This window comes from Actinocatenispora comari (genome assembly GCF_017312725.1).
Lineage (GTDB): Bacteria > Actinomycetota > Actinomycetes > Mycobacteriales > Micromonosporaceae > Actinocatenispora > Actinocatenispora comari.
Map to the genome: position 1 here is coordinate 100595 of NZ_BOPO01000024.1, position 23521 is coordinate 124115.

General features: G+C 70.9%; 18 protein-coding genes and 1 tRNA gene. 7 read left to right on the forward strand and 12 right to left on the reverse strand.

Going from position 1 to position 23521, the window contains the following annotated elements; all coding sequences use genetic code 11:
- Positions 1-50 precede the first annotated feature (50 nt).
- The 3 genes from NUM_RS09035 to NUM_RS09045 all read left to right on the forward strand — a co-directional run bounded on the left by NUM_RS09035 (position 51) and on the right by NUM_RS09045 (position 3971).
- A complete protein-coding gene (locus tag NUM_RS09035) occupies positions 51-845 on the forward strand; it encodes a class I SAM-dependent methyltransferase (RefSeq protein ID WP_207124338.1) in 795 nt (264 codons plus the stop codon).
- Between the two features lie 67 nt (positions 846-912).
- The gene (locus NUM_RS09040) at positions 913-2913 is read left to right on the forward strand and encodes an MDR family MFS transporter (protein ID WP_225918439.1); all 2001 of its coding nucleotides are present in this window, start codon (positions 913-915) and stop codon (positions 2911-2913) included.
- Between the two features lie 230 nt (positions 2914-3143).
- The gene (locus NUM_RS09045) at positions 3144-3971 is read left to right on the forward strand and encodes a M55 family metallopeptidase (RefSeq protein ID WP_207124339.1); all 828 of its coding nucleotides are present in this window, start codon (positions 3144-3146) and stop codon (positions 3969-3971) included.
- A gap of 75 nt (positions 3972-4046) precedes the next feature.
- Here the strand turns inward: NUM_RS09045 and NUM_RS09050 are convergent, their stop codons facing one another.
- From NUM_RS09050 to NUM_RS09100, 11 genes are all read right to left on the reverse strand, one after another.
- Positions 4047-5714, reverse strand: a complete 1668-nt coding sequence (locus NUM_RS09050; RefSeq protein WP_207124340.1) for an APC family permease — start codon at positions 5712-5714, stop codon at positions 4047-4049.
- 479 nt (positions 5715-6193) lie between these two features.
- Positions 6194-8953: a DNA polymerase I gene (gene polA / locus NUM_RS09055; RefSeq protein WP_225918444.1), complete on the reverse strand. Its 2760-nt coding sequence runs from the start codon at positions 8951-8953 to the stop codon at positions 6194-6196.
- A 186-nt stretch (positions 8954-9139) separates the two neighbouring features.
- Entirely contained in the window at positions 9140-9892 is a 753-nt protein-coding gene (locus tag NUM_RS09060) for an amino acid ABC transporter ATP-binding protein (protein WP_207124368.1), read from the reverse strand.
- Between the two features lie 59 nt (positions 9893-9951).
- Positions 9952-10923: an amino acid ABC transporter permease gene (locus NUM_RS09065; RefSeq protein ID WP_207124342.1), complete on the reverse strand. Its 972-nt coding sequence runs from the start codon at positions 10921-10923 to the stop codon at positions 9952-9954.
- 6 nt (positions 10924-10929) lie between these two features.
- Entirely contained in the window at positions 10930-11859 is a 930-nt protein-coding gene (locus NUM_RS09070; protein WP_207124343.1) for an ABC transporter substrate-binding protein, read from the reverse strand.
- Between the two features lie 46 nt (positions 11860-11905).
- Positions 11906-12616 carry an ABC transporter ATP-binding protein gene (locus NUM_RS09075; protein WP_207124344.1) on the reverse strand — a complete coding sequence of 237 codons (711 nt, stop codon included), beginning with the start codon at positions 12614-12616 and terminating at the stop codon, positions 11906-11908.
- Positions 12606-13448 (reverse strand): ABC transporter ATP-binding protein, encoded by an 843-nt coding sequence (locus NUM_RS09080; protein ID WP_207124345.1) that lies wholly within the window; start codon positions 13446-13448, stop codon positions 12606-12608. The genes NUM_RS09075 and NUM_RS09080 overlap by 11 nt, the downstream gene beginning before the upstream one ends.
- The gene (locus NUM_RS09085; RefSeq protein ID WP_370466947.1) at positions 13441-14487 is read right to left on the reverse strand and encodes a branched-chain amino acid ABC transporter permease; all 1047 of its coding nucleotides are present in this window, start codon (positions 14485-14487) and stop codon (positions 13441-13443) included. Before NUM_RS09085 ends, NUM_RS09080 begins: the two co-directional genes overlap by 8 nt.
- A gap of 98 nt (positions 14488-14585) precedes the next feature.
- Entirely contained in the window at positions 14586-15536 is a 951-nt protein-coding gene (locus NUM_RS09090) for a branched-chain amino acid ABC transporter permease (protein ID WP_207124346.1), read from the reverse strand.
- A 139-nt stretch (positions 15537-15675) separates the two neighbouring features.
- Complete coding sequence (locus NUM_RS09095; protein ID WP_225918441.1) at positions 15676-16833, reverse strand: branched-chain amino acid ABC transporter substrate-binding protein; 1158 nt, start codon at positions 16831-16833, stop codon at positions 15676-15678.
- 380 nt (positions 16834-17213) lie between these two features.
- Positions 17214-17837, reverse strand: coding sequence for an ANTAR domain-containing response regulator (locus tag NUM_RS09100; RefSeq protein WP_225918442.1), 624 nt, complete (start codon positions 17835-17837; stop codon positions 17214-17216).
- Between the two features lie 106 nt (positions 17838-17943).
- Here NUM_RS09100 and NUM_RS09105 point away from each other — a divergent pair.
- The 4 genes from NUM_RS09105 to NUM_RS09120 all read left to right on the forward strand — a co-directional run bounded on the left by NUM_RS09105 (position 17944) and on the right by NUM_RS09120 (position 20730).
- Positions 17944-18016, forward strand: a tRNA-Leu gene (locus NUM_RS09105).
- Between the two features lie 50 nt (positions 18017-18066).
- On the forward strand, positions 18067-18819 hold the full coding sequence (locus NUM_RS09110; RefSeq protein ID WP_207124347.1) for a terminase gpP N-terminus-related DNA-binding protein: 753 nt from the start codon (positions 18067-18069) through the stop codon (positions 18817-18819).
- A 139-nt stretch (positions 18820-18958) separates the two neighbouring features.
- Positions 18959-19933: an ATP-binding cassette domain-containing protein gene (locus NUM_RS09115; RefSeq protein ID WP_207124348.1), complete on the forward strand. Its 975-nt coding sequence runs from the start codon at positions 18959-18961 to the stop codon at positions 19931-19933.
- A complete protein-coding gene (locus tag NUM_RS09120; protein WP_207124349.1) occupies positions 19933-20730 on the forward strand; it encodes an ABC transporter permease in 798 nt (265 codons plus the stop codon). Before NUM_RS09115 ends, NUM_RS09120 begins: the two co-directional genes overlap by 1 nt.
- A 34-nt stretch (positions 20731-20764) precedes the next feature.
- On the opposite strand, the gene NUM_RS09125 is transcribed toward NUM_RS09120, so the two are convergent.
- Positions 20765-23521: ATP-binding protein (locus tag NUM_RS09125; RefSeq protein ID WP_207124350.1), on the reverse strand; the 2757-nt coding region annotated here is incomplete at its 5' end.

Sequence of the window (23521 nt, forward strand, 5' to 3'; positions counted from 1 at the left end):
TAAGGCGGGTCCGCACGGGTTCCGGCACGCTGTGGCTCTACCGTGATGTGATGTCGAACGACCGGGTCGCCCGCCGCCCGCTGGACAGCGACGCCACCCGCCGGGCCGCGCGGCACTGGTGGGACTCCGACGCCGACGACTACCAGCGCGAGCACGGCGCGTTCCTGGGCGACGCGGACTTCGTCTGGTGCCCGGAGGGGCTGCGCGAGTCCGACGCCCGGCTGCTCGGCGACGTGTCCGGCCGGCGCGTTCTCGAACTGGGCTGCGGGGCGGCGTCCTGTTCGCGCTGGCTGGCCCGGCAGGGTGGGCGTCCGGTCGCGTTCGACCTGTCCGCCCGGATGCTCGCGCAGGCCCGGGCCGGCGCCCGCCGCTCCGGTACCGACGTGCCGCTGGTGCAGGCCGACGCGCTGGCGCTGCCGTTCGCCGACGGCGCGTTCGACCTCGCGGTGACCGCGTTCGGGGCGATCCCGTTCGTGGCCGACTCGGCCCGGCTGATGCGTGAGGCGTACCGGGTGCTCGTTCCCGGCGGCCGGTTCGTGTTCGCGGTGACGCACCCGATGCGGTGGATCTTCCTGGACGACCCGGGCGAGCGCGGGCTGGTGGCGGTGCACTCGTACTTCGACCGCACCCCGTACGTGGAGTACGACGAGCGTGGCGTACCCAGCTACGCCGAGCAGCACCGCACCCTGGGCGACCGGATCCGGGAACTGGTCGGCGCCGGGTTCGTGCTCGACGACCTGATCGAGCCGGAGTGGCCGGACGGCCACGACCAGCTGTGGGGGCAGTGGAGCCCGCTACGCGGCCGGCTGTTCCCCGGTACCGCCATCTACGTCGCGCACCGCTGAACCGCCGGCCGGCGGAGGTTCGGCCGATTGCGCCCGGTACGGGCGTCGTCGTCGTTAGCGTGAGCACGTGACTGCCGACAGTGCGACAGCGGCCGACGCCGGACCGGTCGAGGTGACCGGCAGCCGCCGCTGGCTGATCATCAGCGGTCTGCTCGCCTGCATGCTGCTCGCCGCGCTGGACCAGACCATCGTGGCCACCGCGCTACCCACGATCGTCTCCGACCTCGGCGGCGTGGCGCACCTGTCCTGGGTGGTCACCGCGTACCTGCTGGCGGTCACCGCGACCACCCCGCTGTGGGGCAAGCTCGGCGACCTGTTCGGCCGCAAGCGGCTGCTGCAGATCGCCGTCACGGTCTTCCTCATCGGCTCCGCCCTCGCCGGTACCAGCCAGGACATGCTGATGCTGATCGCGTTCCGGGCCATTCAGGGGCTCGGCGGCGGCGGGCTGATGGTGCTGTCCCAGGCCACCGTCGCCGACGTGGTACCGCCCCGCGAGCGGGGCCGGTACCAGGGTGTGTTCGGGGCGGTGTTCGGCGCCTCCAGCGTGATCGGGCCGCTGCTGGGCGGGTTCTTCGTCGACAACCTGTCCTGGCGCTGGGTGTTCTACGTCAACCTGCCGATCGGCGCGGCGGCGCTGGTGATCACCGCCCTGGTGCTGCCCGCCGCGCTGCCGCGGGCCAAGCCGTCGATCGACTACCTGGGCATCGTGCTGGTCGCCGCGGCCGCGGTGGCGCTGGTGCTGTTCACCAGCTGGGGCGGCACCACCTACCCGTGGTTGTCCTGGCAGGTGATCGGGCTCGCGGTGCTCGGGGTGGTGTTGATCGTCGCGTTCGTCGCCGTCGAGCGCCGCGCGGCCGAGCCGGTGATGCCGCTGCGCCTGTTCACCACCCGGGTGTTCTCGGTCGCCTCGGTGGTCGGCTTCGTCGTCGGCTTCGGCATGTTCGGCGCCATCACGTACCTGCCGATCTACCTGCAGGTGGTGACCGGCGTCGGGCCGACCGAGTCGGGGCTGCGGATGCTGCCGATGATGCTCGGGGTGCTCGTCACCTCGATCGGCAGCGGCCAGCTGATCACCCGCACCGGCCGGTACAAGATGTTCCCGGTCCTGGGGACCGCGGTGATGACGGTCGGGCTGTACCTGCTCTCCCGGATGGACCAGCACACCGGGTTCTGGGCCGCGTCGGGCGCGATGCTGGTGCTCGGTGCCGGGCTGGGCATGGTGATGCAGGTGCTGGTGCTCGCCGTGCAGAACGGCGCCGAGTACCGCGATCTCGGCGCGGCGACCTCAGGGGCGACGTTCTTCCGGTCCATCGGCGGGTCGTTCGGGGTGGCGGTGTTCGGCGCGATCTTCGCCAGCCAGCTGACCAGCAACCTGGCCCGCTACCTGCCGCCCGGCGCACTGCCCGGCAACGCCACGGTCGCCGCCGGCCCGTCCCGCGAGTCGCTGGGCAAGCTGCCCCCGGAGATCCTCGGCGACGTGGTGCACGCGTACGCCCGGAGCATCCACACCGTGTTCCTGTGGGCGGTGCCCGTCGCGGCGCTGGCGTTCCTGCTCACGTTCCTGCTGCCGGCGGTCCCGCTGCGCAGCACCAGCCGGGCCACCGATCCGGGCGCCCCGCCGAGCGGCCGCGACTCGTGGGCGGAACTGGAACGGGCGCTGACCCTGCTGGTACACCGGCAGGACGCGGTCAAGGTGTACGGCTGGCTGGCCGAGCGGGCCGGCGTACCAGTCGGCGCCGGCGCCTGCTGGCTGCTGTGCTGGCTGGGCCGCAACCCGGCACCGGCACCGGCCGACCTGCCCCGCCGCGAGGGCATCGGCGCCGGGCTGGTCACCCAGTGGCTCGGCGAGCTGCGCGACGCCGGGCTGGCCCGCATCGGTACCTCCGTGACGTTGACCCCGGACGGCCGCGACGCGCTCGACCGCCTCGCCCAGGCACGCTGCGAGGGGCTGGAGCGGCTGCTCGACGGCTGGCAGCCCGACCTGCATCCGGACCTGCACGAGCGCCTGGTCCAGCTGGCCCGCGAACTGCTGGGCACCGAACCCGGCCGCGAGGTCCGGACCGGCTGAGCCCCACCGGTCCACCACGCTCGGGCCGGCCGGCCTCGGCTCGCCAGGTGCGGGCCGGTCAGGCCGAGTCGGGCCGCGTCGGGCCACGTCGGGCCACGTCGGGCCACGAGGTACGGCCGAGCCGGGCCGCAACCCTGCGGTGCGGGGCCGGTCGGGCGGCGGCGGACGAACGCCTGCCCGGTTGGCCCCCGGGCGGTCGGGGCCGGCAGACTGGCTGGTCGGAGGTGGTCATGAAGGTATACGTGTCGGTGGACCTGGAGGGCGTCTCGGGCATCGTCGACTGGGCCCAGTGCACCCGCGGCGGGGAGGACTACGAGCTCGGTCGGCAGCTCGCGCTGGCGGAGGTGAACGCCGCGATCGAGGGGGCGCAGGCCGCCGGCGCCACCGAGATCCTCGTCAACGACGCGCACTCGGTGATGCGCAACCTCGCCCCGGACCGGCTCGCCGGGCACGCGAGCTATCTGTCCGGCCGGTTCAAGCCGGACTACATGATGCAGGGCCTGGACGACAGCTTCGACGCGATCCTGTACCTCGGGTACCACGCGGCGATGCCGACGGCGGGGATCCTGTCCCACACGTACAACCCCGGCGCGATCCTGGACGTCCGGATCAACGGCACGATGGCCGGCGAGTCCGGCATCAACGCGCTGGTGGCGCAGCATCACGGGGTGCCGGTCGCGGTGGTCACCGGCGACCAGTACGTGGGGCCGGAGGCGGCGCCGTTCTGCCCGGGCATCCGGGCCGCGGTGGTGAAGCAGTCGGTGAGCCGGTCGGCGGCGAACAACCTGCACCCGGAGCGGGCCCGGGCGCTGATCGCCGAGCAGGTCACCGCCGCGCTGCGGGAGCTCGACACGCTGAGCCCGCCGGCCATCGAGCTGCCGGTGACCATCGAGGTCGACCTCGCCAGCCCGGACATGGCCGAGCAGGCGTCCTGGATCCGGTCGGTGCGGCGTACCGGCGGGAACACCGTGCGGTTCGCCGACGACGACCCGCTGCGCGCGTTCCGCACGTTCATGACCGTGGTGTTCCTGACCCGCTCGCTGGTCGAGTCGCGCTGAGCCCCGCCCGGGCCGTGGCACGCGAACGGGCCCGGGTGCGGCGCACCCGGGCCCGTCGTGCTGTCGTTGCGACCGTCAGGCGGTGGCGCCCGCCTCCTCGACGGCGACCTCGTCGTGCGGGGTCTGCTCGATCATCTCTTCCATCCGCTGCTTCGACATGCGGGTGGACCAGCCCAGCCAGTAGATGACCGCGGTCAGCACCGCGCAGGCCACGAAGCCCCAGATCAGCCACGAGTCGCCGGCACCCTTGTTGATCATGCTGCCGACGAAGCTGACGATGGCCAGCCCGGCCAGCCAGATCAGGGTCCAGTAGCCGTGCTTGAAGTCCAGCCCACCGACCGACTTGATCTGGCCGGTCGCCTGGAACACGGCCAGCAGGATCAGGCCGACGATGATCGCGACGAAGAACTTCCAGTTGGTGTCCCAGCCGGCCCAGAACACGATCAGGTTCGACGAGTAGAACGCCAGCACCGGGATCACGTGCCCGCCGGGGATCCGGAACGGACGCTTGCGGTCCGGCATCTCCTTGCGCATCGCGGCCCACACCAGCGGACCGGAGCCGAACGAGAGCACCGTCGCCGAGGTGACCAGGCCGACCAGCTGCTGCCAGCTCGGGAACGGCAGCAGGAAGATCACGCCCAGCACGAACGTGATGATCGTCGACACCCACGGCACGCCGGTCTTGGTCAGCTTGGCGATGCCGGCCGGCGCGTTGCCGTTGCGGGCGGTCACGTAGCCCAGCCGCGAGGTGACCGCGGTGTAGATCAGGCCGGTGTCGCCGGGCGAGACGATCGCGTCGATGTAGAGCACGACCGCGAGCCAGGTCAGCCCGATCGCCTCGGCGATCGCGGCCAGCGGGCCGAAGTCGTTCTTGAACGCCAGGTCGGTCCAGCCGTGCGAGGTGACCAGGTCGTGCGGGTTGACCGCGGCGATGAACGCGATCTGCAGCAGGATGTAGATGATCATGGTCAGCACGACCGACCCGATGACCGCGAACGGCACGTTGCGCTTCGGGTTGTTGGTCTCACCGGCCAGCTCGATCCCCTGCCGGAAGCCGAGGAACGAGAACGTGATGCCGGCCGTCGCGATCGCGGTGAAGATGCCGGACGGGCCCGCCGGCGCGAAGCCGTGGCTGGTGAAGTTGGCGCCGTGGAACGCGGTGATCAGGAACATCACGATCACCAGCAGGATGACCACGAGCTTCCACCACACCAGCACGTTGTTGATCTGCGCGAAGTAGCGCACACCCAACACGTTGATGATGCAGAAGACCGCGAGCAACGCGATCGCCACCACGATGCCGACTGGCTTGAGGGTGAACACGCCGCCGGCGTGCGCCTCGGTGAAGCCCGCGTAGTACTTCGTCGCGTACTGCAGGACGCCGGTGACCTCGATCGGCGCGACCACCGCCGCGGCGAGCCAGGTGATCCAGCCCAGCGTGTAGCTGGCGAACGTGCCGAACGCGTACTGCGGGAAGCGGATCACCCCGCCGGTGACCGGGAACATCGTGCCGAGTTCGGCGAACGTCAGTCCGATCAGGATGATCATGACGCCGCCGATCAGCCACGAGAAGATCGCGGCCGGACCGGCCTGCTGGGAGGCGCGCAGCGCGCCGAACAGCCAGCCGGAGCCGATGATCGAGCCCACACCGGTGAACAGCAGGCCGATCATGCCGATGTCGCGCCTCAGATGGCGCTTTTCCACCGGGCTGGAGCCCGGCGTCTGTCCTGTCGCGGCACTCAATCCACGACCTCCTTGTCCGTCACCGACCGGGGCGCGAGGGCGGCCACCGATCCGTACCTGCCGCAGTCGGGACCGGCGTCCCAGGCCGCTCCGATGCTCGACACCCGAGAAGACGTGCGGATGATCAACAGGCACATTACTTCTGCTTAAGACAACTGAGAGTTATACGACTCCGCGTGTTCCTCCGCGACCACGGATCTTGCCCCGGTTGGCACCCCCACCTGTACGCTCCGGAGCCAAATTACGATGTTTATGGGAGCCTGATCGTATATTTCGGGCGCACACGGCACACGCGGTGACCACATGTACGATCTACAACGAGTAGGTAACGCGGCCGTTATCCGACCGACAACGGAGGACAAGAAGCGCACGGGACGACACCGACAGTGGCGATGGTCGCCATCACCCGGCCGGCGCCGAACGGCGCGAACCGGCTCGGGCCGCCCCGATCGCGGTGCTGGTCGGCCCGAGCCCCGCGATCAGTGACCGGCGGTCGACCAGTCCAGCCCGACCCCGACCGACACCGACAGCGGCACCGACAGGGTCTGCGCCTGCCCCATCTCGGTGCGCACCAGCTCCTCCAGCGCGGCCCGCTCTCCCGGCGCGACCTCGAACACCAGCTCGTCGTGCACCTGCAGCAGCATCCGCGAGGCCAGCCCCTGCGCCCGCAAGGCGGCGTCGACCCGCAGCATCGCCAGCTTGATGATGTCGGCCGCCGACCCCTGGATCGGCGCGTTCAGCGCCATCCGCTCGGCCATCTCCCGCCGCTGCCGGTTGTCGCTGGTCAGGTCGGGCAGGTAGCGACGACGACCGAGCATCGTCTCGGTGTACCCGTCCCGCCGGGCCGCGTCGACCAGCCCCCGCAGGTAGTCACGCACCCCGCCGAACCGCTGGAAGTACTCGTCCATCAGCCCGCGGGCCTCCTCGGCGGTGATGCCGAGCTGGCTGGACAGCCCGTACGCGGAGAGGCCGTAGGCGAGACCATAGTTCATCGCCTTGATCCGGCTGCGCTGCTCGCCGTCGACCGTCTCCGCCTCGACCCCGAACACCCGCGCCGCGGTCGCCGCGTGGAAGTCGGCGCCGGACACGAACGCCTCGATCAGCGCCTCGTCGGTGGACAGGTGCGCCATGATGCGCATCTCGATCTGGCTGTAGTCGGCGGTCAGCAGCTGCTCGAACCCCTCGCCGACGACGAACGCGCGGCGCAGCCGCCGCCCCTCCTCGCTGCGGATCGGGATGTTCTGCAGGTTGGGATCGGTGGACGACAGCCGGCCGGTCGCCGCCACCGTCTGCTTGAACGTGGTGTGGATGCGGCCGTCGGCGCTGACCGACTTGAGCAGCCCCTCCACCATCGACCGCAGCTTGGACACGTCGGCGTAGCGCAGCAGGTGCGGCAGCACCGGATGCTCGCTCTGCGCGTACAGCGACTGGAGGGCGTCGGCGTCGGTGGTGTAGCCGGTCTTGGTGCGCTTGGTCTTCGGCAGCCCCAGCTCCTCGAACAGCAGCTGCTGCCGCTGCTTGGGCGAGCCGAGGTTGAACTCGCGGCCGACCACGTCGTACGCCGCCTGCGCGGTCGACTTGACCTCGCCGGCGAAGTGCGCCTCCAGCTCGGACAGGTAGTCGGTGTCGGCGCCGATGCCGGTGCGTTCCATTCCGGCCAGTACCCGGCTCAGCGGCTGCTCCAGCCCCACCAGCAGTTGCACGCTGCGGCCGTCGGCGTCGGTCGCCTCGGCCGCCACGGCGACCGGGTCCGACCCGGCCGGCTGCGCCTGCCCCGCCGGCTCCGCTGCCTCGCCGCGCGCCGCCAGCTCGGCCAGCAGCGCCGGCGCGAGGTCGAGCGTCGCCCGGGCCCGCAGCATCAGCTGCTGCTCGGCGGCCCGCTCCCCCAGCGCGTCGGCCAGCCCGTCCAGGGTGAGCTGACCGTTGTCCGGCTCGTCCGCCCGCAGCTCGCGGTGCAGGTAGCGCACCGACAGGTCTTCCAGGTCGTAGCTGCGCTGGTCCGGCCGGGCCAGGTAGGCGGCGAGCGCGGTGTCGGTGGCCAGGCCGGCCAGCTCCCACCCGTGCGCCTGCAACGCCAGCAGCACCGGCTTCGCGTCGTGCACGATCTTCGGCCGGTCGGGGTCGGCGAGGAACGCGGCGAGCGCCGCGTCGTCGGCCGCGTCCAGCTTCGTCGGGTCGAGGTGGCAGGCGGCGGCGCCCTCGTCGACCGCGAGCGACAGCGCGGTGAGGCTGCCCGTGCCCCGGCCGAACGAACCGGACACCGCCAGCCCGACCGGCACCCCCGGGCTGGTGTGCGCCGCCAGCCAGTCGGTCAGCCCGCCGGTCGACAGCACCGAACCGGCGACGTCGAAGCCCTCCTCGGCCTCCGGCTCCGGCGCGGCCAAGTAGCTGTAGAGCCGGTCCCGCAGCACCCGGAACTGCAGCGTGTCGAACACCTGCGCGACCTGCTCACGGTCCCACCCGTGCCAGGCCAGATCGTCCGGCTGCACCGGCAGCGGCAGGTCGCGGATCAGCTCGTTGAGTTCGTGGTTGCGGATCACGTCGGCCAGGTGCGCCCGCAGCGACTCACCCGCCTTGCCCTTGAGCTGGTCGGCCGCGGCCACGATGCCCTCGACCGACGAGTACTGCCCGATCCACTTCGCGGCGGTCTTCGGGCCGACGCCCGGCACCCCGGGCAGGTTGTCGGAGGTCTCGCCGACCAGCGCGGCAAGGTCGCGGTAACGCTCCGGCAGCACGCCGTACTTGTCCTCGACCGCCGCCGGGGTCATCCGGGCCAGCTCGGACACGCCCTTCTTCGGGTACAGCACCGTGACGCCGTCACCGATCAGCTGGAACGAGTCGCGGTCACCGGAGCAGATCAGCACCTCGAAGCCGGCGCCGGCGGCCTCGGTGGCCAGCGTCGCGATCACGTCGTCGGCCTCGAAACCCTCCTTGCTGACCTGCACGATGCGCAGCGCCGCGAGCACCTCGCCGATCAGGCTGACCTGGCCGTGGAAGTCGGCCGGCGTCTCGGCCCGCCCCGCCTTGTACTCCGCGTAGCGCTCGGTGCGAAACGACCGTCGGGACACGTCGAAGGCCACCGCGATGTGCGTCGGCTGCTCGTCGCGCAGCACGTTGATCAGCATCGAGGTGAACCCGTACACCGCGTTGGTGGGCTGGCCGGTGCTGGTGGAGAAGTTTTCCACCGGCAGCGCGAAGAACGCCCGGTATGCGACCGAATGGCCGTCGATCAGCAGCAGGCGGGGGCGCCCCGACCCGGCGGATCCGGTCGCGGGTGCGGGGCTCGGCGCGGAACTCTTCGTGCTCGCAGTCACCTGAGTGACTGTAGCGTCGGGCACCGACAAAACCGACGGCGCCCGCCGCCGCCGGGAGGCCCGGACAGAACGGCGTCCGGCAGGCGCCGGCCGCCCTTCCGGCCGGGACCTCTAGAGCACCTTCGACAGGAACAGCTTGGTCCGCTCCTGCTGCGGGTTCTCCAGCACCTGGGAGGGCGGCCCGGACTCGACCACCACCCCGCCGTCCAGGAACACCACCGTGTCGGCCACCTCGCGGGCGAACCCGATCTCGTGCGTGACCACCACCATCGTCATGCCCGACGCGGCCAGGTCGCGCATCACCTGCAGCACCTCGCCGACCAGTTCCGGATCCAGCGCGCTGGTCGGCTCGTCGAACAGCATCAGTTCCGGATCCATCGCCAGCGCCCGGGCGATCGCCACCCGCTGCTGCTGCCCGCCGGACAGCTCCGCCGGGTACGCGCCGCCCCGGTCGCCCAGGCCGACCCGGGTCAGCAGCTCGCCCGCGCGGGTCCGGGCGTCGGCCCGGCGGATCCGGCGCACCCGGCACGGCGCCTCGATCAGGTTCTGCTCCGCGGTCAGGTGCGGGAACAGGTTGAACCGCTGGAACACCATGCCGATCCGGCTGCGCTGCGCGGCGACCTCCTTCTCCCGCATCTCGTGCAGCCGGTCGCCGACCTGCCGGTACCCGACGAGCTCGCCACCGACCCAGATCCGCCCGGCGTCGATCTTCTCCAGGTGGTTGATGCAGCGCAGGAACGTCGACTTGCCGCCGCCCGAGGGGCCCAGCACGCAGGTCACCTCGCCCGGCGCGACCGCCAGGTCGATGCCGCGCAGCACCTGGCTGCGGCCGTACGACTTGTGCACGTTGTCGGCGACCACCATGTACCGGTCCGGGTCGGCCGGCACCTGCGCCTGCGCCACGCCGCCGGCGTCCTCGTCGCTCACGTGTCCACCTCCGTACCGACCGCGCCGCCGGCACCCGCCGAGCGCGCACCCCGCAGCCGGATCGCCCGCGGCCCGTGCCCGCGGGAGAACCGCTTCTCCAGGAAGTGTTGCCCGATCATCAGCACCGAGGTCATCGCCAGGTACCAGATGCAGGCGGCCACCAGCATGGGGAAGATCGCGTAGGTGCGGGCACCGATGTGCTGCAGCTGGAAGAACAGCTCGTTGGTCACCGGCACGTACGCCACCAGCGAGGTGTCCTTGAGCATCGCGATCGTCTCGTTGCCGGTCGGCGGCACGATCACCCGCAGCGCCTGCGGCAGCACGATCCGCCGCAGCAGCAGCGGCCGGCGCATCCCGAGGGCCTGCGCCGCCTCGGCCTGGCCCGGGTCCACCGACTGGATGCCGCCGCGCACCACCTCGGCCATGTACGCGCCCTCGGACATCGCGAGCGCGAGCAACCCGGCGGTGAACCCGCTCAGCAGCGTCACCGCGTTCACCCCGAACAGCCGCGCGTTCAGATCGATGCCGAACAGCGCACCGAGCTGGTGGTCGAACGGCAGCCCGAACTCCAGCCGGCTGTACAGGATGCCCAGGTTGCCGAACAGCACGCACAGCACCAGCCTGGGCACACCCCGGAAGAACCAGATGTACATCCAGGCCGCGGCGGCCAGGATCGGGTTCGGCGACAGCCGCATCACCGCGAGCACCACGCCCAGCGCGATGCCGATGATCATCGCCAGGATGGTCAACTCGATCGAGGTCACCGCACCGCGCACCACCGGCACGGACAGGATGTTGTCGAACAGCATCGGCCACTGGAACGCCTTGTTCGTCACCACCATGTGGACGAACATCGCCGCCAGCACCGCGAGCACCACGACCGCCACCCAGCGGCCGGGGTGGCGCACCGGCACCGCCCGGATCGGCTCCGGCCGTCCCCGGCCGGAGCCCGTCACATCGCTCGACATCGTCGACTACTGCGACACCGACGGGTTCACCGTCGGATTGTCGATCTTGCCGACCTGCACGCCCCAGTTCTTCAGGACCTTCTCGTAGGTCCCGTCGGCGATCAGCGCCTGCAGGGCGCCCTGGACGGCCTGCGCGAACGCCAGCTGGTCCTTCTTGATCACGTACCCGTACGGCGCCGCCTCGTAGATCTTGCCCAGCGACTCCAGCTGCCCCTTGGACTGCTTCAACGCGTACGCCACGATCGGCGAGTCGGCCAGCATCGCGTCGTCCTTGCCCGACGCGACCGCCGCGGTCGCCTGGTCCTGGCCCTCGTACTGGTCGATCTTGATCGCCGGCTTGCCCGCCGAGGTGCACTTCTTCGACCGCGCCGTGATGTCGTCGACCTCGACGGTGTCGGTCTGCACCGCCACGGTCTTGCCGCACGCCGCGTCCGGCTGCACCTTCTGCGGGTTGCCCTTCTTGGTCGCCCACCAGATGCCGGCCGAGTAGTACGTGACCATGTTGGCCTGCTTCATCCGGTCCGCGTTGACCGTGAACGACGACACGCCCGCGTCGTACTTGCCCGACTCGACGCCGGCGATGATCGTGCCGAACTTCGCCGACTCGTACGTCGCCTTCAGGCCCAGCTTCGCCAGCACCGCGTTGTACAGGTCGACGTCCCAGCCCTCGACGGTCTTGCCGTCGGTGGCGAGGAACTCGTTCGGCGCGTACGACGAGTCGGTACCGATCTTGAGCGTGCCCTTGCTCTTGATCGCCGCCGGCACCTTCGCGGCCAGCGCCTTGTCCACCGCCACCTTCGGCGTCGGCGACGGCTTGCCCGTCCCCGAGCCGGAGCCGTCGCCGCCACTGCCGCTACCGCAGGCAGCCAGCGTCACCGCCAGCACGGCCGCGACCGCGCCGGTACACGCCCAGCGGACGCCCGACCTGCCAACCATCCTCATGACACCCTCCAGATTTGCCGTCCTGGTCCGACCCGGGCAGTTACGCGACGCCCAGGTAGGCCTCCTGGACCGTCGGGTCGGCGAGCAGCTCCGCGCCCGTGCCGGTGCGTACGATACTTCCGGTCTCCAGGACGTACGCGCGGTGCGCCAGGGAGAGCGCCTGTTGTGCATTCTGCTCCACCAGCAGGATCGTCGTACCCTGCGTGTTGATCTCCGCGATGATCGCGAAGATCTGCTGGATCAGCATCGGCGCCAGCCCCATCGACGGTTCGTCGAGCAACAGCACCTTCGGCCGCGCCATCAGCGCCCGGCCGATCGTGAGCATCTGCTGCTCGCCACCAGACATCGTCCCGCCGAGCTGCTTGCGCCGCTCCGCCAACCGCGGAAACAGGTCGAACACCCGAGCCCGGTCCTGCGCGATGCCCGCCGCGTCCTTGCGCGTGTAGCAGCCCAGGTCCAGGTTCTCCTCGACCGTCATGCCCGGGAAGATCCCGCGACCCTCCGGCGCCTGCGAAATGCCCGACACCACCCGCTGATCGGCCCGCATCCGGGTGATGTCGCGGCCCTGCAGCCGGATCCGGCCCTGCTGCGCGGCGCGCAGCCCCGAGATCGCCCGCATCGTGGTCGTCTTCCCGGCGCCGTTCGCGCCGATCAACGCCACGATCTCGCCCTCCTCGATGCCCAGGCTGATGCCGTGCAGGGCCTCGATCCGACCGTAGGCGACGACCAGGTCTTCCAACTCAAGCAGCATCGTCCGGCACCCCCAGATACGCAGCGACCACCTTCGGATCCGACCGCACCTCCGCCGGCACCGCGTCGGCGATCTTGCGACCGAACTCCAACACCACGATCCGGTCGGTCACCCCCATCACCAGCCGCATGTCGTGCTCGATCAGCAGTACCGTCTGGCCCCGGTCCCGGATCCGCCGGATCAGCTCCAGCAGCTCCTCCTTCTCCGCCGGGTTGAACCCGGCGGCCGGCTCGTCCAGGCACAGCAACGCCGGCTCGGTCGCCAGCGCCCGGGCGATCTCCAGCCGCCGCTGGTCGCCGTACGGCAGGTTGCGGGCCAGCTGGTTCGCGGTCGACCCGATACCCATGAAGTCCAGCAGCTCGTGCGCCTTCGCCCGACCCGCCCGCTCCTCCCGGCGGTGCCGCGGCAGCCGCAGCAACGCGCCGGGCACGCTCGTACGGTGCCGCGCGTCCGTACCGACCAGCACGTTCTCCAGCGCCGTCATCTCCGGGAACAGCCGGATGTTCTGGAACGTACGGGCGATGCCCAGCCGGGTGATCTGGTGCCGGCTGCGGCTGACCAACGGCCTGCCGTTGAGCCGCACCTGACCGGTGGTCGGCCGAAACACCCCGGTCATCACGTTGAAGCAGGTCGTCTTGCCGGCGCCGTTCGGGCCGATCAACCCGAGGATCTCGCCCTCGTTGACCGCGAAGCTGACATGGTCGAGCGCGGTGACACCGCCGAAGCGCATCACCACGTCGTCGACCTCCAACAACGGACGCGTCTGCCGTGCCGCCGCACCACCGCCGGCAGCACCCTGGACCGGCTCGCCGGTCGTGTCCACCTCAGACATTCGCGGTCGCCTCCTCCGCAGCCTCGCGTTTGCGGTCTTCCAACTCCACCGCGCGCCGGCGGCTCGGGATCAACCCCTGCGGCCGGAAGATCATGATCACGATCAGCGCGAGACCGAACACCAGGAACCGCTTGTCGGCGAACCCCCGGAACCGCTCCGGCAGGTACGAGATGAGCACCGCACCGAGGGTCACCCCGGCCAGGTTGCCCGACCCGCCCAACACCACCGCCGCGACGAACAGCATCGAGGTCAGCACGTCGAACGAGTTGGAGTTGATGAACCCCTGCCGGCTGGCGAACAGCGCGCCGGACAGGCCACCCAGGCCGGCACCGATCGCGAACGCCCACAGCTTGAACTTGAACGCCGGCACACCCATCAGCTCCGCGGCGTCCTCGTCCTCCCGGATCGCGAGCCAGGAGCGGCCCACCCGGCTGGACTCCAGCAACTTGACACCGAACATGCAGATCAGCACCACCGTCAGCGCCAGCCAGTAGAACGGCCGGGTGTCGATGATGCCGAAGATCGGATCGCCGTTGCCCCAGTGCCCCGGCGGCGCCGGCACGCTCGGAATGCCGATCTGGCCCTTCGTGATCGACCAGTTGACCGCGATCAGCCGGACGATCTCCCCGAAGCCCAACGTCACGATCGCCAGGTAGTCACCGCGCAACCGCAGCGTCGGCCCGCCCAGGATCACCCCGGACACCATCGACAGCGCGATCGCGATCGGGATCAGCATCAGCCACGGGTACTTCGTCGCGAGCGGCGACGCGGGCGACCCGAAGATCGCCACCGAGTACGCACCGACCGCGAAGAACCCGATGTAACCCAGATCCAGCAGACCGGCCAGCCCGATCACCACGTTCAGGCCGACCCCGACCAGCACGTACACCGCGACCGTGAACAGCACCGAGGCGAAGTTCGTGTCCGGCGTCGGGATCAACGGAATCGCCAGGTTCGGCAGCAGGTAGAAGAACACCGCCACCGCCACCCCGAACAGGATCCGCACCGGCCGCGGAATCGCCCGCCAGCGCGACCGCATCGCCGACAGCCCGGCCAGCCGCCGGTTGTCGGCCGTCCGCAACGCCGACATGACCGGGTTGCCCTGCCGCGCCTTGCCCCCACCGGGGCCCGTGCTCGTCATGCCCGCGCCTTTCCGAGCGACTCACCCAACAGGCCGGTCGGCCGGAACATCAGGATGACCACCAGCACCACGAACGCCACCACGTCCCGCCAGGACGTACCGAACAGCGCCGAGCCGTAGTTCTCCACCAGCCCCAACGCGAGACCGCCCAGCAGCGCACCCCGCAGGTTGCCGATCCCGCCCAGTACCGCGGCGGTGAACGCCTTGATACCCAACAGGAAGCCGATGTCGGCGCGAGTCACGCCGATCTTCAGGTTGTACAGCAGGGCGGCCGCACCGGCCATCACCCCGCCCAGCGCGAACGTCAGCACGATCACGCGGTTCTTGTTGATGCCCATCAGCGCGGCCGTGTCCGGGTCCTGCGCCACCGCGCGGATACCCCGGCCCAACCGGGTCCGGTTGATGAACTGGTCCAGCACCACCATCATCACGACCGCGGCCACCACCACGCCGAGATCGACGTTGGTGATGTGCACGTTGCCGATCGTGGCCAGGTTGGTGGTCTTGAACAGGTCCGGCATGCCGTACTGGTTGCGGCTGGTGATCACGCCGACCGCCTCGCTGATCGCCACCGAGGCGCCGATCGCGGTGATCAGGAAGACCAGCCGTGGCGCGTTGCGCCGCCGCAGCGGCCGGTAGGCGACGAACTCGACGGTCAACGCCGTCACACCCGACCACACCATCGCACCGACCAGCCCCACCAGCAGGTACACCACCATCATCGGCAGCGACGGGGTCGGGTCGTTCTCGTGCAGGCCCGTCAGGTTCCAGGCGATCAACGCGCCGAAGGTGCCCATCATGAATACTTCGGAGTGCGCGAAGTTGATCAGCTTCAGCAGGCCGTACACCAGCGTGTAGCCCAGGGCGATCAACGCGTAGATCGCGCCCTGGGACAGACCGGTGACCGTCAGGTCACCGATGTTCGAGAACAGGAAATGGAAATTCAACGACGCTCCACGGCGACAAGGCGCCCCCGGCCACCCGGCCGCCGGCCGGTGCCCCGAGACACCGGCCGGCGACCCGGTACGGGCCACGAGCACGAAGGGCTGCCGCGGGGCCGGCGAGCGTCGCCGACCCCGCCGGCGGTCAACTGGTGGCCTTGATCTCCTGGTCCTTCACGATCTCGCCGCCGGAGACCTTGTACGACCAGATCACGATCTCCGACTTCGCGATCTCGCCGGTCTTGTCGAACTTGATGTGCTTGGTCACGCCGTCCTTGTCGTAGGAGTCGATGAACGACAGCATGTCCTTGCGCGCCGTCTTGCCGGCCGCGATCCCGTCCAGGAACACGTTCGCCGAGTCGAACGCCTCCGGGCCGTAGGTGCCCGGCTCTTTGCCGAACGCCTTCTTGTAGTCGGCGAAGAACGTGCCCTTCGCCTCGTCACCCGGGATGCACGGGCAGGTCACCACGGACCCCTCGGCCGCCGCGTTGCCGGCGCCCTTGACGAAGCCCTCGTCCTTCACCCCGTCGTCGGACACGAACGTCGCCTTCACGTTCGCCGCCCGCAGCTGCTTGACGAACGGACCCGCCTCGGCGTAGTACCCGCCGTAGAAGATCGCGTCCGCCTTCGAGCTCTTCACCTTCGCCACGGTCGCCTGGAAGTCGGTCTGCTTCGGCTGCACCGTGTCGCTGCCCGCCACCACCGAACCCAGGCTCTGCTTGACCACGTCGGACAGACCCTTGCCGTACGCGGTGGTGTCGTCGATGACGAACACCTTCTTCGCCTTGACGGTGTCCTTGAGGTAGGTCGCCGCCGCCGGGCCCTGGGCGTTGTCGTTGCCCAGCATCCGGTGGAAGACCTTCCAGCCCTTCTGGGACAGCGACGGGTTCGTCGCCGACGCCGAGATCAGCGGCAGCCCGCCCTGGTCGAAGATGCCGTCCGCCGCCTCCGACTCACCGGAGAACGCCGGGCCGACCACCCCGACCACCTTCTGGTCCTGCACCAGCTGCTGCGCCAGACCCGGCGCCTGCTTCTCGTCACCCTGCGAGTCCTTCGACTCCAGGGTCACCTTGCAGTCCTTGTGCTTCGCGTTGTACTGGTCGACCGCCAGCTTCACGCCGTTGTAGATGTTGATACCGAGGTTCGCGTTCGGACCGGTACGCGCGCCGAAGAAGGCGATCTTCGAATCGCACTTGCCCGACGCGGACGAACCGCCGTTCTGCTCGGCGCAGGCGCTCATCGCCACCACCGCCGACAGCGCGACCGGCACCACCAGCCACGCTCGTCTCACCCTGACGTTCACGTTCTGTTCCGCCTCCCTCAAGGCACGCACCCACTGGTTCCGCGGTGCCGGGACACGACGTACCTGGCAGGGCGCGCGCCTGCCTGTGTGGCGCGGAACGTAACCGAGGTCGCCGCCCCACGGGAAGGTGGGCAGGGGGTCCGTCGTACCAAACCGTTATCTGGCAGACGCTCAGCGCCGACCCCGCCACCAGCAGAAACCGTCATTCAGCGGGAGCAATCGCAGCGGATCGCACACCGTCGGCCGACCACGTCACGAGCAGGTAACGGCGCCGACGACACCGCCCGGTCCACAGTCACGGCGGGTCCCCGCGCGGGAGCTCCGACGGGCACGGCGCAGCGACCCGCGGGCTGCACGCACCGCGGGCCGGACGACGCGGGTCAGGCCTCGGCGCCCTCGGCGCTGCCGGTACCGCCCTCGGCGACGATGCGGTCCGCCACCTGGCGCATCGTCAACCGGTGGTCCATCGCGGCGCGCTGGATCCACCGGAACGCGTCCGGCTCACTCATCCCGTACTGCGTCATCAACTGACCCTTGGCCCGGTCGATCGCCTTGCGCGAGTCCAACCGCTCGCCGAGGCTCGCCACCTCGGCCTCCAGCGCCGCCAGCTCGGCGAACCGGGACAGCGCGATCTCGATCGCCGGCACCAGGTCGCTCTTCTGGAACGGCTTCACCAGGTATGCCATCGCGCCGGCCGCCTGCGCCCGCTCCACCAGGTCGCGCTGGCTGAACGCGGTCAGGATGACCACCGGCGCCAACCGGTCGCCGGCGATCTGCTCGGCGGCCGCGATGCCGTCCATGATCGGCATCTTCACGTCGAGGATCACCAGGTCGGGCTTGTGCTCGCGGGTGAGCCGGACCGCGGTCTCCCCGTCTCCGGCCTCGCCGACGACCTCGTAGCCCTCCTCGACCAGCATCTCGGCGAGGTCGAGCCGGATCAGCGCCTCGTCCTCCGCGATCAGCACCCGCCGGCGGGCGGTCTCGCCCGTCTGTTCCGCACTCACGACTCGGCCTACCTCCGGTCCCGGTCAAGCCTCGGATGGTCCCGGCCACCGCCGGCCCCGTCAGCCAAGACCACAGCCTAACGGGTATGCTGTCGGCGCAACTATTGCCCCGGTAGACCAACGGCAGAGTCAATGGTCTCAAACACCATCCAGTGTGGGTTCGAATCCCACCCGGGGCACCCATTCGCGGTGGATCGAAACTGTCATACCCCTATCGCATCGTGGCGGTATGCATTCGCTCGAAAAGCGAAACACGGCCCGAGAGCTTTTCCTGCTCGGCAAATCCAAGAAAGCAATCGCAGAGTTGCTCGGCGTGTCGCGCGCGACGGTCCGCGAGTGGTGTGCCGGCGATTTGCCCAGCGATTCACCCGAGTTCCGCACGGCGCGATGCTGTCGCTGCACGGATCCGCCGGCGCCGCCCGCAGACGAGCCGAGCTACGCCTACCTGCTCGGGCAGTACCTCGGCGACGGACACGTCACGGTGACCGAGCGCGTGCCGAAGCTACGCATCGCCTGCGCGGCGGACTATCCGGACATCATGGACGAGGTCGAGCGGGCAATGCGTGCGGTGCTCGCCCGCAGCGTCTTCCGCGTGAAGGCACCCGGCTGCTATCAGGTCGGCAGCTACTCCAAGCATTGGCCCTGCCTCTTTCCCCAGGTGGGTCGCGGCACCAAACACTCGAGGCGCATCGTTCTCGCTGATTGGCAGGAGGAGCTCGTCGAACGGCATCCTCGCCCCTTGCTGCGTGGGCTCATCCACTCCGATGGCAGTCGATCGCTCAATACGATCCGCACGCCGACGGCCACCTACGCGTACCCGCGGTATCTGTTCGCGAACGAGTCGGTGGACATTCTGGGCATCTGCGGAGCGGCGCTGGACCGGATCGGGGCGCGCTGGCGGTTCAACCGGCGCAACAGCATCTCGGTGGCGACCCGGGCCGACGTCGCGCTGCTGGACGAGTTCATCGGCCCCAAGACCTGAGCCGCGCGGAGGGCCGGGCCGGTCTCAGCGCGGTGTGCGGGCGGTGTCAGCGCGCGCGGGCACGGTGGTCTCGACGAGCTGTGGAGGGAACGGTGACGATGGGACACGCGGATGCGCGTGCGCCGGGCAGGTGGTCCCGGTGACGTACGCGATCGAGGCCGAGGGGCTGGTGAAGCGGTTCGGCGCGACGACCGCGCTGGCCGGGGTGGATCTGGCGGCGCCGACCGGGCGGGTGCTGGGGCTGCTGGGTCCCAACGGCGCGGGGAAGACGACCGCGGTGCGGGTGCTGGCGACGTTGATCCGGCCGGATTCCGGGGTGGCTCGGGTGTCCGGCTTCGACGTGGTGCGCCAGGCCCACGAGGTGCGACAGCTGGTGGCGTTGACGGGTCAGTACGCGGCGCTGGACGAGGGACTGACCGGGGTGCAGAACCTGATCCTGGTGGGCCGGTTGCTGGGGTTGTCCCGGCGGGACGCGAAGGCACGGGCGGCGGCGTTGTTGGCGCGGTTCGGGTTGTCGGACGCCGGTGGCCGGCGCGCGAAGACGTACTCGGGTGGCATGCGCCGGCGGTTGGACCTCGCGGTGAGCCTGGTGGGTCGGCCGAGCGTGCTGTACCTGGACGAGCCGACGACGGGGCTGGATCCGCACTCGCGCAACGAGTTGTGGTCGATCGTGCGGGGTCTGGTGGCCGACGGCGCGACGGTGCTGTTGACGACGCAGTACATGGACGAGGCGGACCAGTTGGCGGACGACATCGTGGTGGTGGACCGGGGCACGGTGATCGCGACGGGGACGCCGGACGAGTTGAAGACGCGGACGGGTGGCCAGACGTTGGAGATCCGGCCGGCGGATCCGGCCCGGATCGAGGATGCGGCGGACATCGTGGCGGCGTTGGCGGGGGTACGGCCGGTGGCCGAGGGCGGCCGGTTGTCGGCGCCGGTGTCGGATCCGGCGTTGCCGGCGGCGGTGTTGCGCCGGTTGGACGATGCGGCGATCACGGTGACGGAGCTGGCGTTGCGGCTGCCGAGCCTGGACGACGTGTTCCTGTCGCTGACCGGCCATCGCGCCGAGGAGCAGGGTGAGCCGGTGGCCGAGACCGTGGCGGGGAGGGCGTGATGGCGAGCGTGGCGGTGCCGGCGGGGCACCGGTTGGCTCCGTGGCGGGCGGTGCAGCACTGCTTCACCCTGGCGTGGCGCAACCTGGTGCAGTTGAAGTCGAATCCGGGTGAGCTGGCGGGTTTCATCATCCAGCCGCTGGTGTTCATCGTGCTGTTCGTGTACGTGTTCGGCGGTGCGATCGCGGGCACGTCGGGCTCGTACCTGCAGTACGTGCTGCCGGGGTTGATCGCGCAGTCGGGCGTGTTCTCGATCATGGCGACGGGTGCCGGGCTCAACCAGGACATCACGAACGGGGTGTTCGACCGGTTGCGGAGCCTGCCGATCGCCCGGTCGGCGCCGCTGGTGGGGCGCACGATGGGCGAGCTGGTGCGGTTCGCGGCGTCGCTGGTGATCCTGTTGGCGTTCGGGATGGTGATCGGGTTCCGGGTGCACACCAATCCGCTGGAGGTGGCGGCCGGGCTGCTGCTGGTGCTGGCGTTCGGGGTGGGCCTGGCGTGGGTGTCGATGCTGATCGGGCTGTTGGCGAGGTCGGCGACGACGGTGCAGTTGTTCTCCGGGGTGTTGATGTTCCCGATCACGTTCGGCTCGAACGTGATGGTGCAGACCAGCACGATGCCGGGGTGGCTGCAGGCGTGGGCGAACGTCAACCCGGTGTCGTACCTGTCGACCGCGGTGCGGGGGTTGTTGACGGGAACCCCGTTGGGTTCGTCGGTGTGGTGGTCGCTGGGCTGGTCGGTGTTGTTGACGGCGGTGTTCGCGCCGCTGGCGATCGCGGCGTACCGGCGCAAGGTGTGAGGCGGCGGGCCGGCGCCGGGCCGGCCCGCACCGTCTACTGTGGATCGCGCGGGATCTGCAGGTGGCGGTAGAGGCCTTCGAGGTCGAGCTGGGCGCCCTCGGAGCGGGCGCGGGCGTAGTCGTCGGCGCCGAGCCGGGCGGCGATCTCGTCGAGGGCGGCGCCGAGTTCGGCGTTGGGGCGGGTGCGGCCGGACCACAGGGCGTCGAGCGCGCCGGCGAGCGTCGCGGCGCGCCGCGGGTCGTGCTCGCGGTGGGTGAGGATCAGCGTCTCGGTGAGCAGCGAGGCGAGCGGCAGGTCGAGGTGGGCGCCGCCGGCGAGGCGGCGCAGCCCGTCCCGGGCGAGGGTGTCGGCCTCGTCGGGTCGGCCGGCGTCGAGCGCGACCCGGGCGAGCCCGTTGTACACCATGGCGGCGAGCTGCGGCGGCCGGTGCCGGGCGGCGGCGTCCTCGGTCCAGTCCAGTACCCGCTGGTAGCTGGCCCGCGCCTCGGGGTAGCGGCCGCGGGCGCGGTGCACCTCGGCGCTGACGGTCTCGCGCTGGAACCACCATTCGTCGTCGGGGCGGGTGCCGCGGCGGGTGTTCTCGCGCAGCGCGATCGCTTGGGCGAGTTCGGCTTCGGCGGTGTCGACGTCGCCCGCGCGGACGCGGATGTGGGCGAGCCGGAGCAGGAAGCCAGGTTGTTCGCGGTCGGGGATGAAGCGGCGGGCGATGTCCCAGGCTTCGGTGAGGACCTCGGCGGCGCGTTCGGCGTTGCCGGCGAGGACGAGGTGTTCGCCGTAGCCGACGAGGGCGGCGGACAGGCCCCAGCGTTCGCCGAGGGTGCGGAACGCGTCGACGGCGGCGGCGAAGTCGTCGCCGGACTCGGCGATCGACCGGTACGCGTCCTGGACGAGGTTGGCGTGCAGCAGTCGGGCGGCGGCCGCGGTCCAGGGTTCGGCGTGCTCGATCAGGTCGGCGAGCCGGCGGCGGACCGCGTCGTGGTCGCCGAACATCATTCCGGGTACGGCGCTGCCGAGGGCGAGCAGCGGCGGCAGCGGCCCCTCGGCCCGTGCCCGGTCGACGAGTTGTTCGAACCGGTCGATGACGGTGCGCAGCCGGTCGGGTCGGTGGCCGTGTTCGGCGATCAGTTCGAGGTTGGCGCCGCCGAGGCAGATGGCGTACGCGGCGGCGAGCCCGTCGGGTGGTTCGGCGGGCGCGATGCGGTTGACCTCGCGCAGCCACCGCATGGCGTCGTCGGCGTGCCCGAACAGGAACCAGTACCAGACGAGCGCGGCACCGAGCCGCAGCGCGCTGTCGACGTGGCGGCTGTCGATCGCGTACCGCAGCGCGGCGAGCAGGTTGTCGTAGTCGGCGCTGAGCCGGGCGAGCGCGGTGTCCTGCCCGGCGGTACGCAGGATCGGCTCCTGGGTTTCGGCGAGGTGCAGGTAGTGGCGCAGGTGGGCGGCCCGGGTGGAGTCGGTCTCGCCGGCGTCGGCGAGCCGGTCGGCGCCGTAGGCGCGCAGCGTCTCGAGCATCCGGTACCGGTTGTCGTCGCCGGCGTCGACGAGGGACTGGTCGACCAGCCCGGTGAGCGCGTCGAGCAGCGCGGCAGCGGGCAGTACCGGAGCGGTGGCCTCCCCCGGCCCGGTGAGCGCCCGCGGCCCGGTGATCGCCGGGTCGGTGGCGTCCGGCGGGGTGGCCTCCGCCGGGCCGGCCCCGGACGGGTCGGCGGCGGGCGGATCGGTGCAGACCGCGTCGAGCGCGTCGAGGCTGGCGCCGCCGGCGAACACCGACAGCCGGCGGGCCAGCGCGCGTTGCGGTTCGTCGAGCAGGTCCCAGCTCCAGGACACGACGGCCTGCAGGGTCTGGTGCCGGGGCAGCGCGGTGCGCTGCCCGCCGGTGAGCAGCCGGAACCGGTCGTCGAGCCGGTCGGCGACCTGCTCGGCGGTGAGGCTGCGCAGCCGAGCGGCGGCGAGTTCCAGCGCCAGCGGCGCGCCGTCGAGGCGGCGGCAGATGGCGCCGACGGCGTCGGCGTTGTCGGCGGTGACGGTGAAGCCGGGGCGGACGGCGGCGGCCCGGTCGACCAGCAGCCGTACCGCCGGGCTGGCCCGGGTGGCGGTGACGTCGACGCCCTCGGCCGGAGTGTCCAGTGCCGGCACCGGGTAGAGCTGCTCGCCGGTGAGGCCGAGCGGCGCGCGGCTGGTGGCGAGGATGGACACCTGCCGGCAGTGGGTGAGGATCTCCTCGGCGAGGTGCGCGGCGGCGTCGACGAGGTGCTCGCAGTTGTCCAGGATCAGCAGCAGCTGCCGGTCGCCGAGCAGTTCGCGCAGCTGTACGGCGCGGTCGCGCAGGCTGGGCGGGCTGCCGGTGAGGGTGGGTGTGCTGGCGCCGAGGGCGGCGAACACGGCGTGCGGCACGTTGGCGGGGTCGCTGACGCCGGCGAGTTCGACCAGCCAGACGCCGTCGGGGTGGTTGTCGAGCTGCGCGCCGGCGGCTTCGGTGGCGAGCCGGGTCTTGCCGGTGCCGCCGGGGCCGGTGAGGGTGACGAGACGGTTGTCGGACAGCAGCTTGCGCAGTTCGCCGAGCTGCCGGTCGCGGCCGACGAAGCTGGACAGCGCGACGCGCAGGTTGGTACGCGGGGTGGTCGGCGCCGCCGGTTCGGGCACCGGCGGTGGGCCGGTCGGTGCGGCGGCCACCGGCGTACCGGCAGCCCGACGGCGCGGCGCACCGGCGGCGGGGGCGCCCGGAGCCCCGGCCGGCGTGGGGTGGCCGCGCAGGACGGCGAGGTGGGCGGCGGCGAGGTCGGGGCCGGG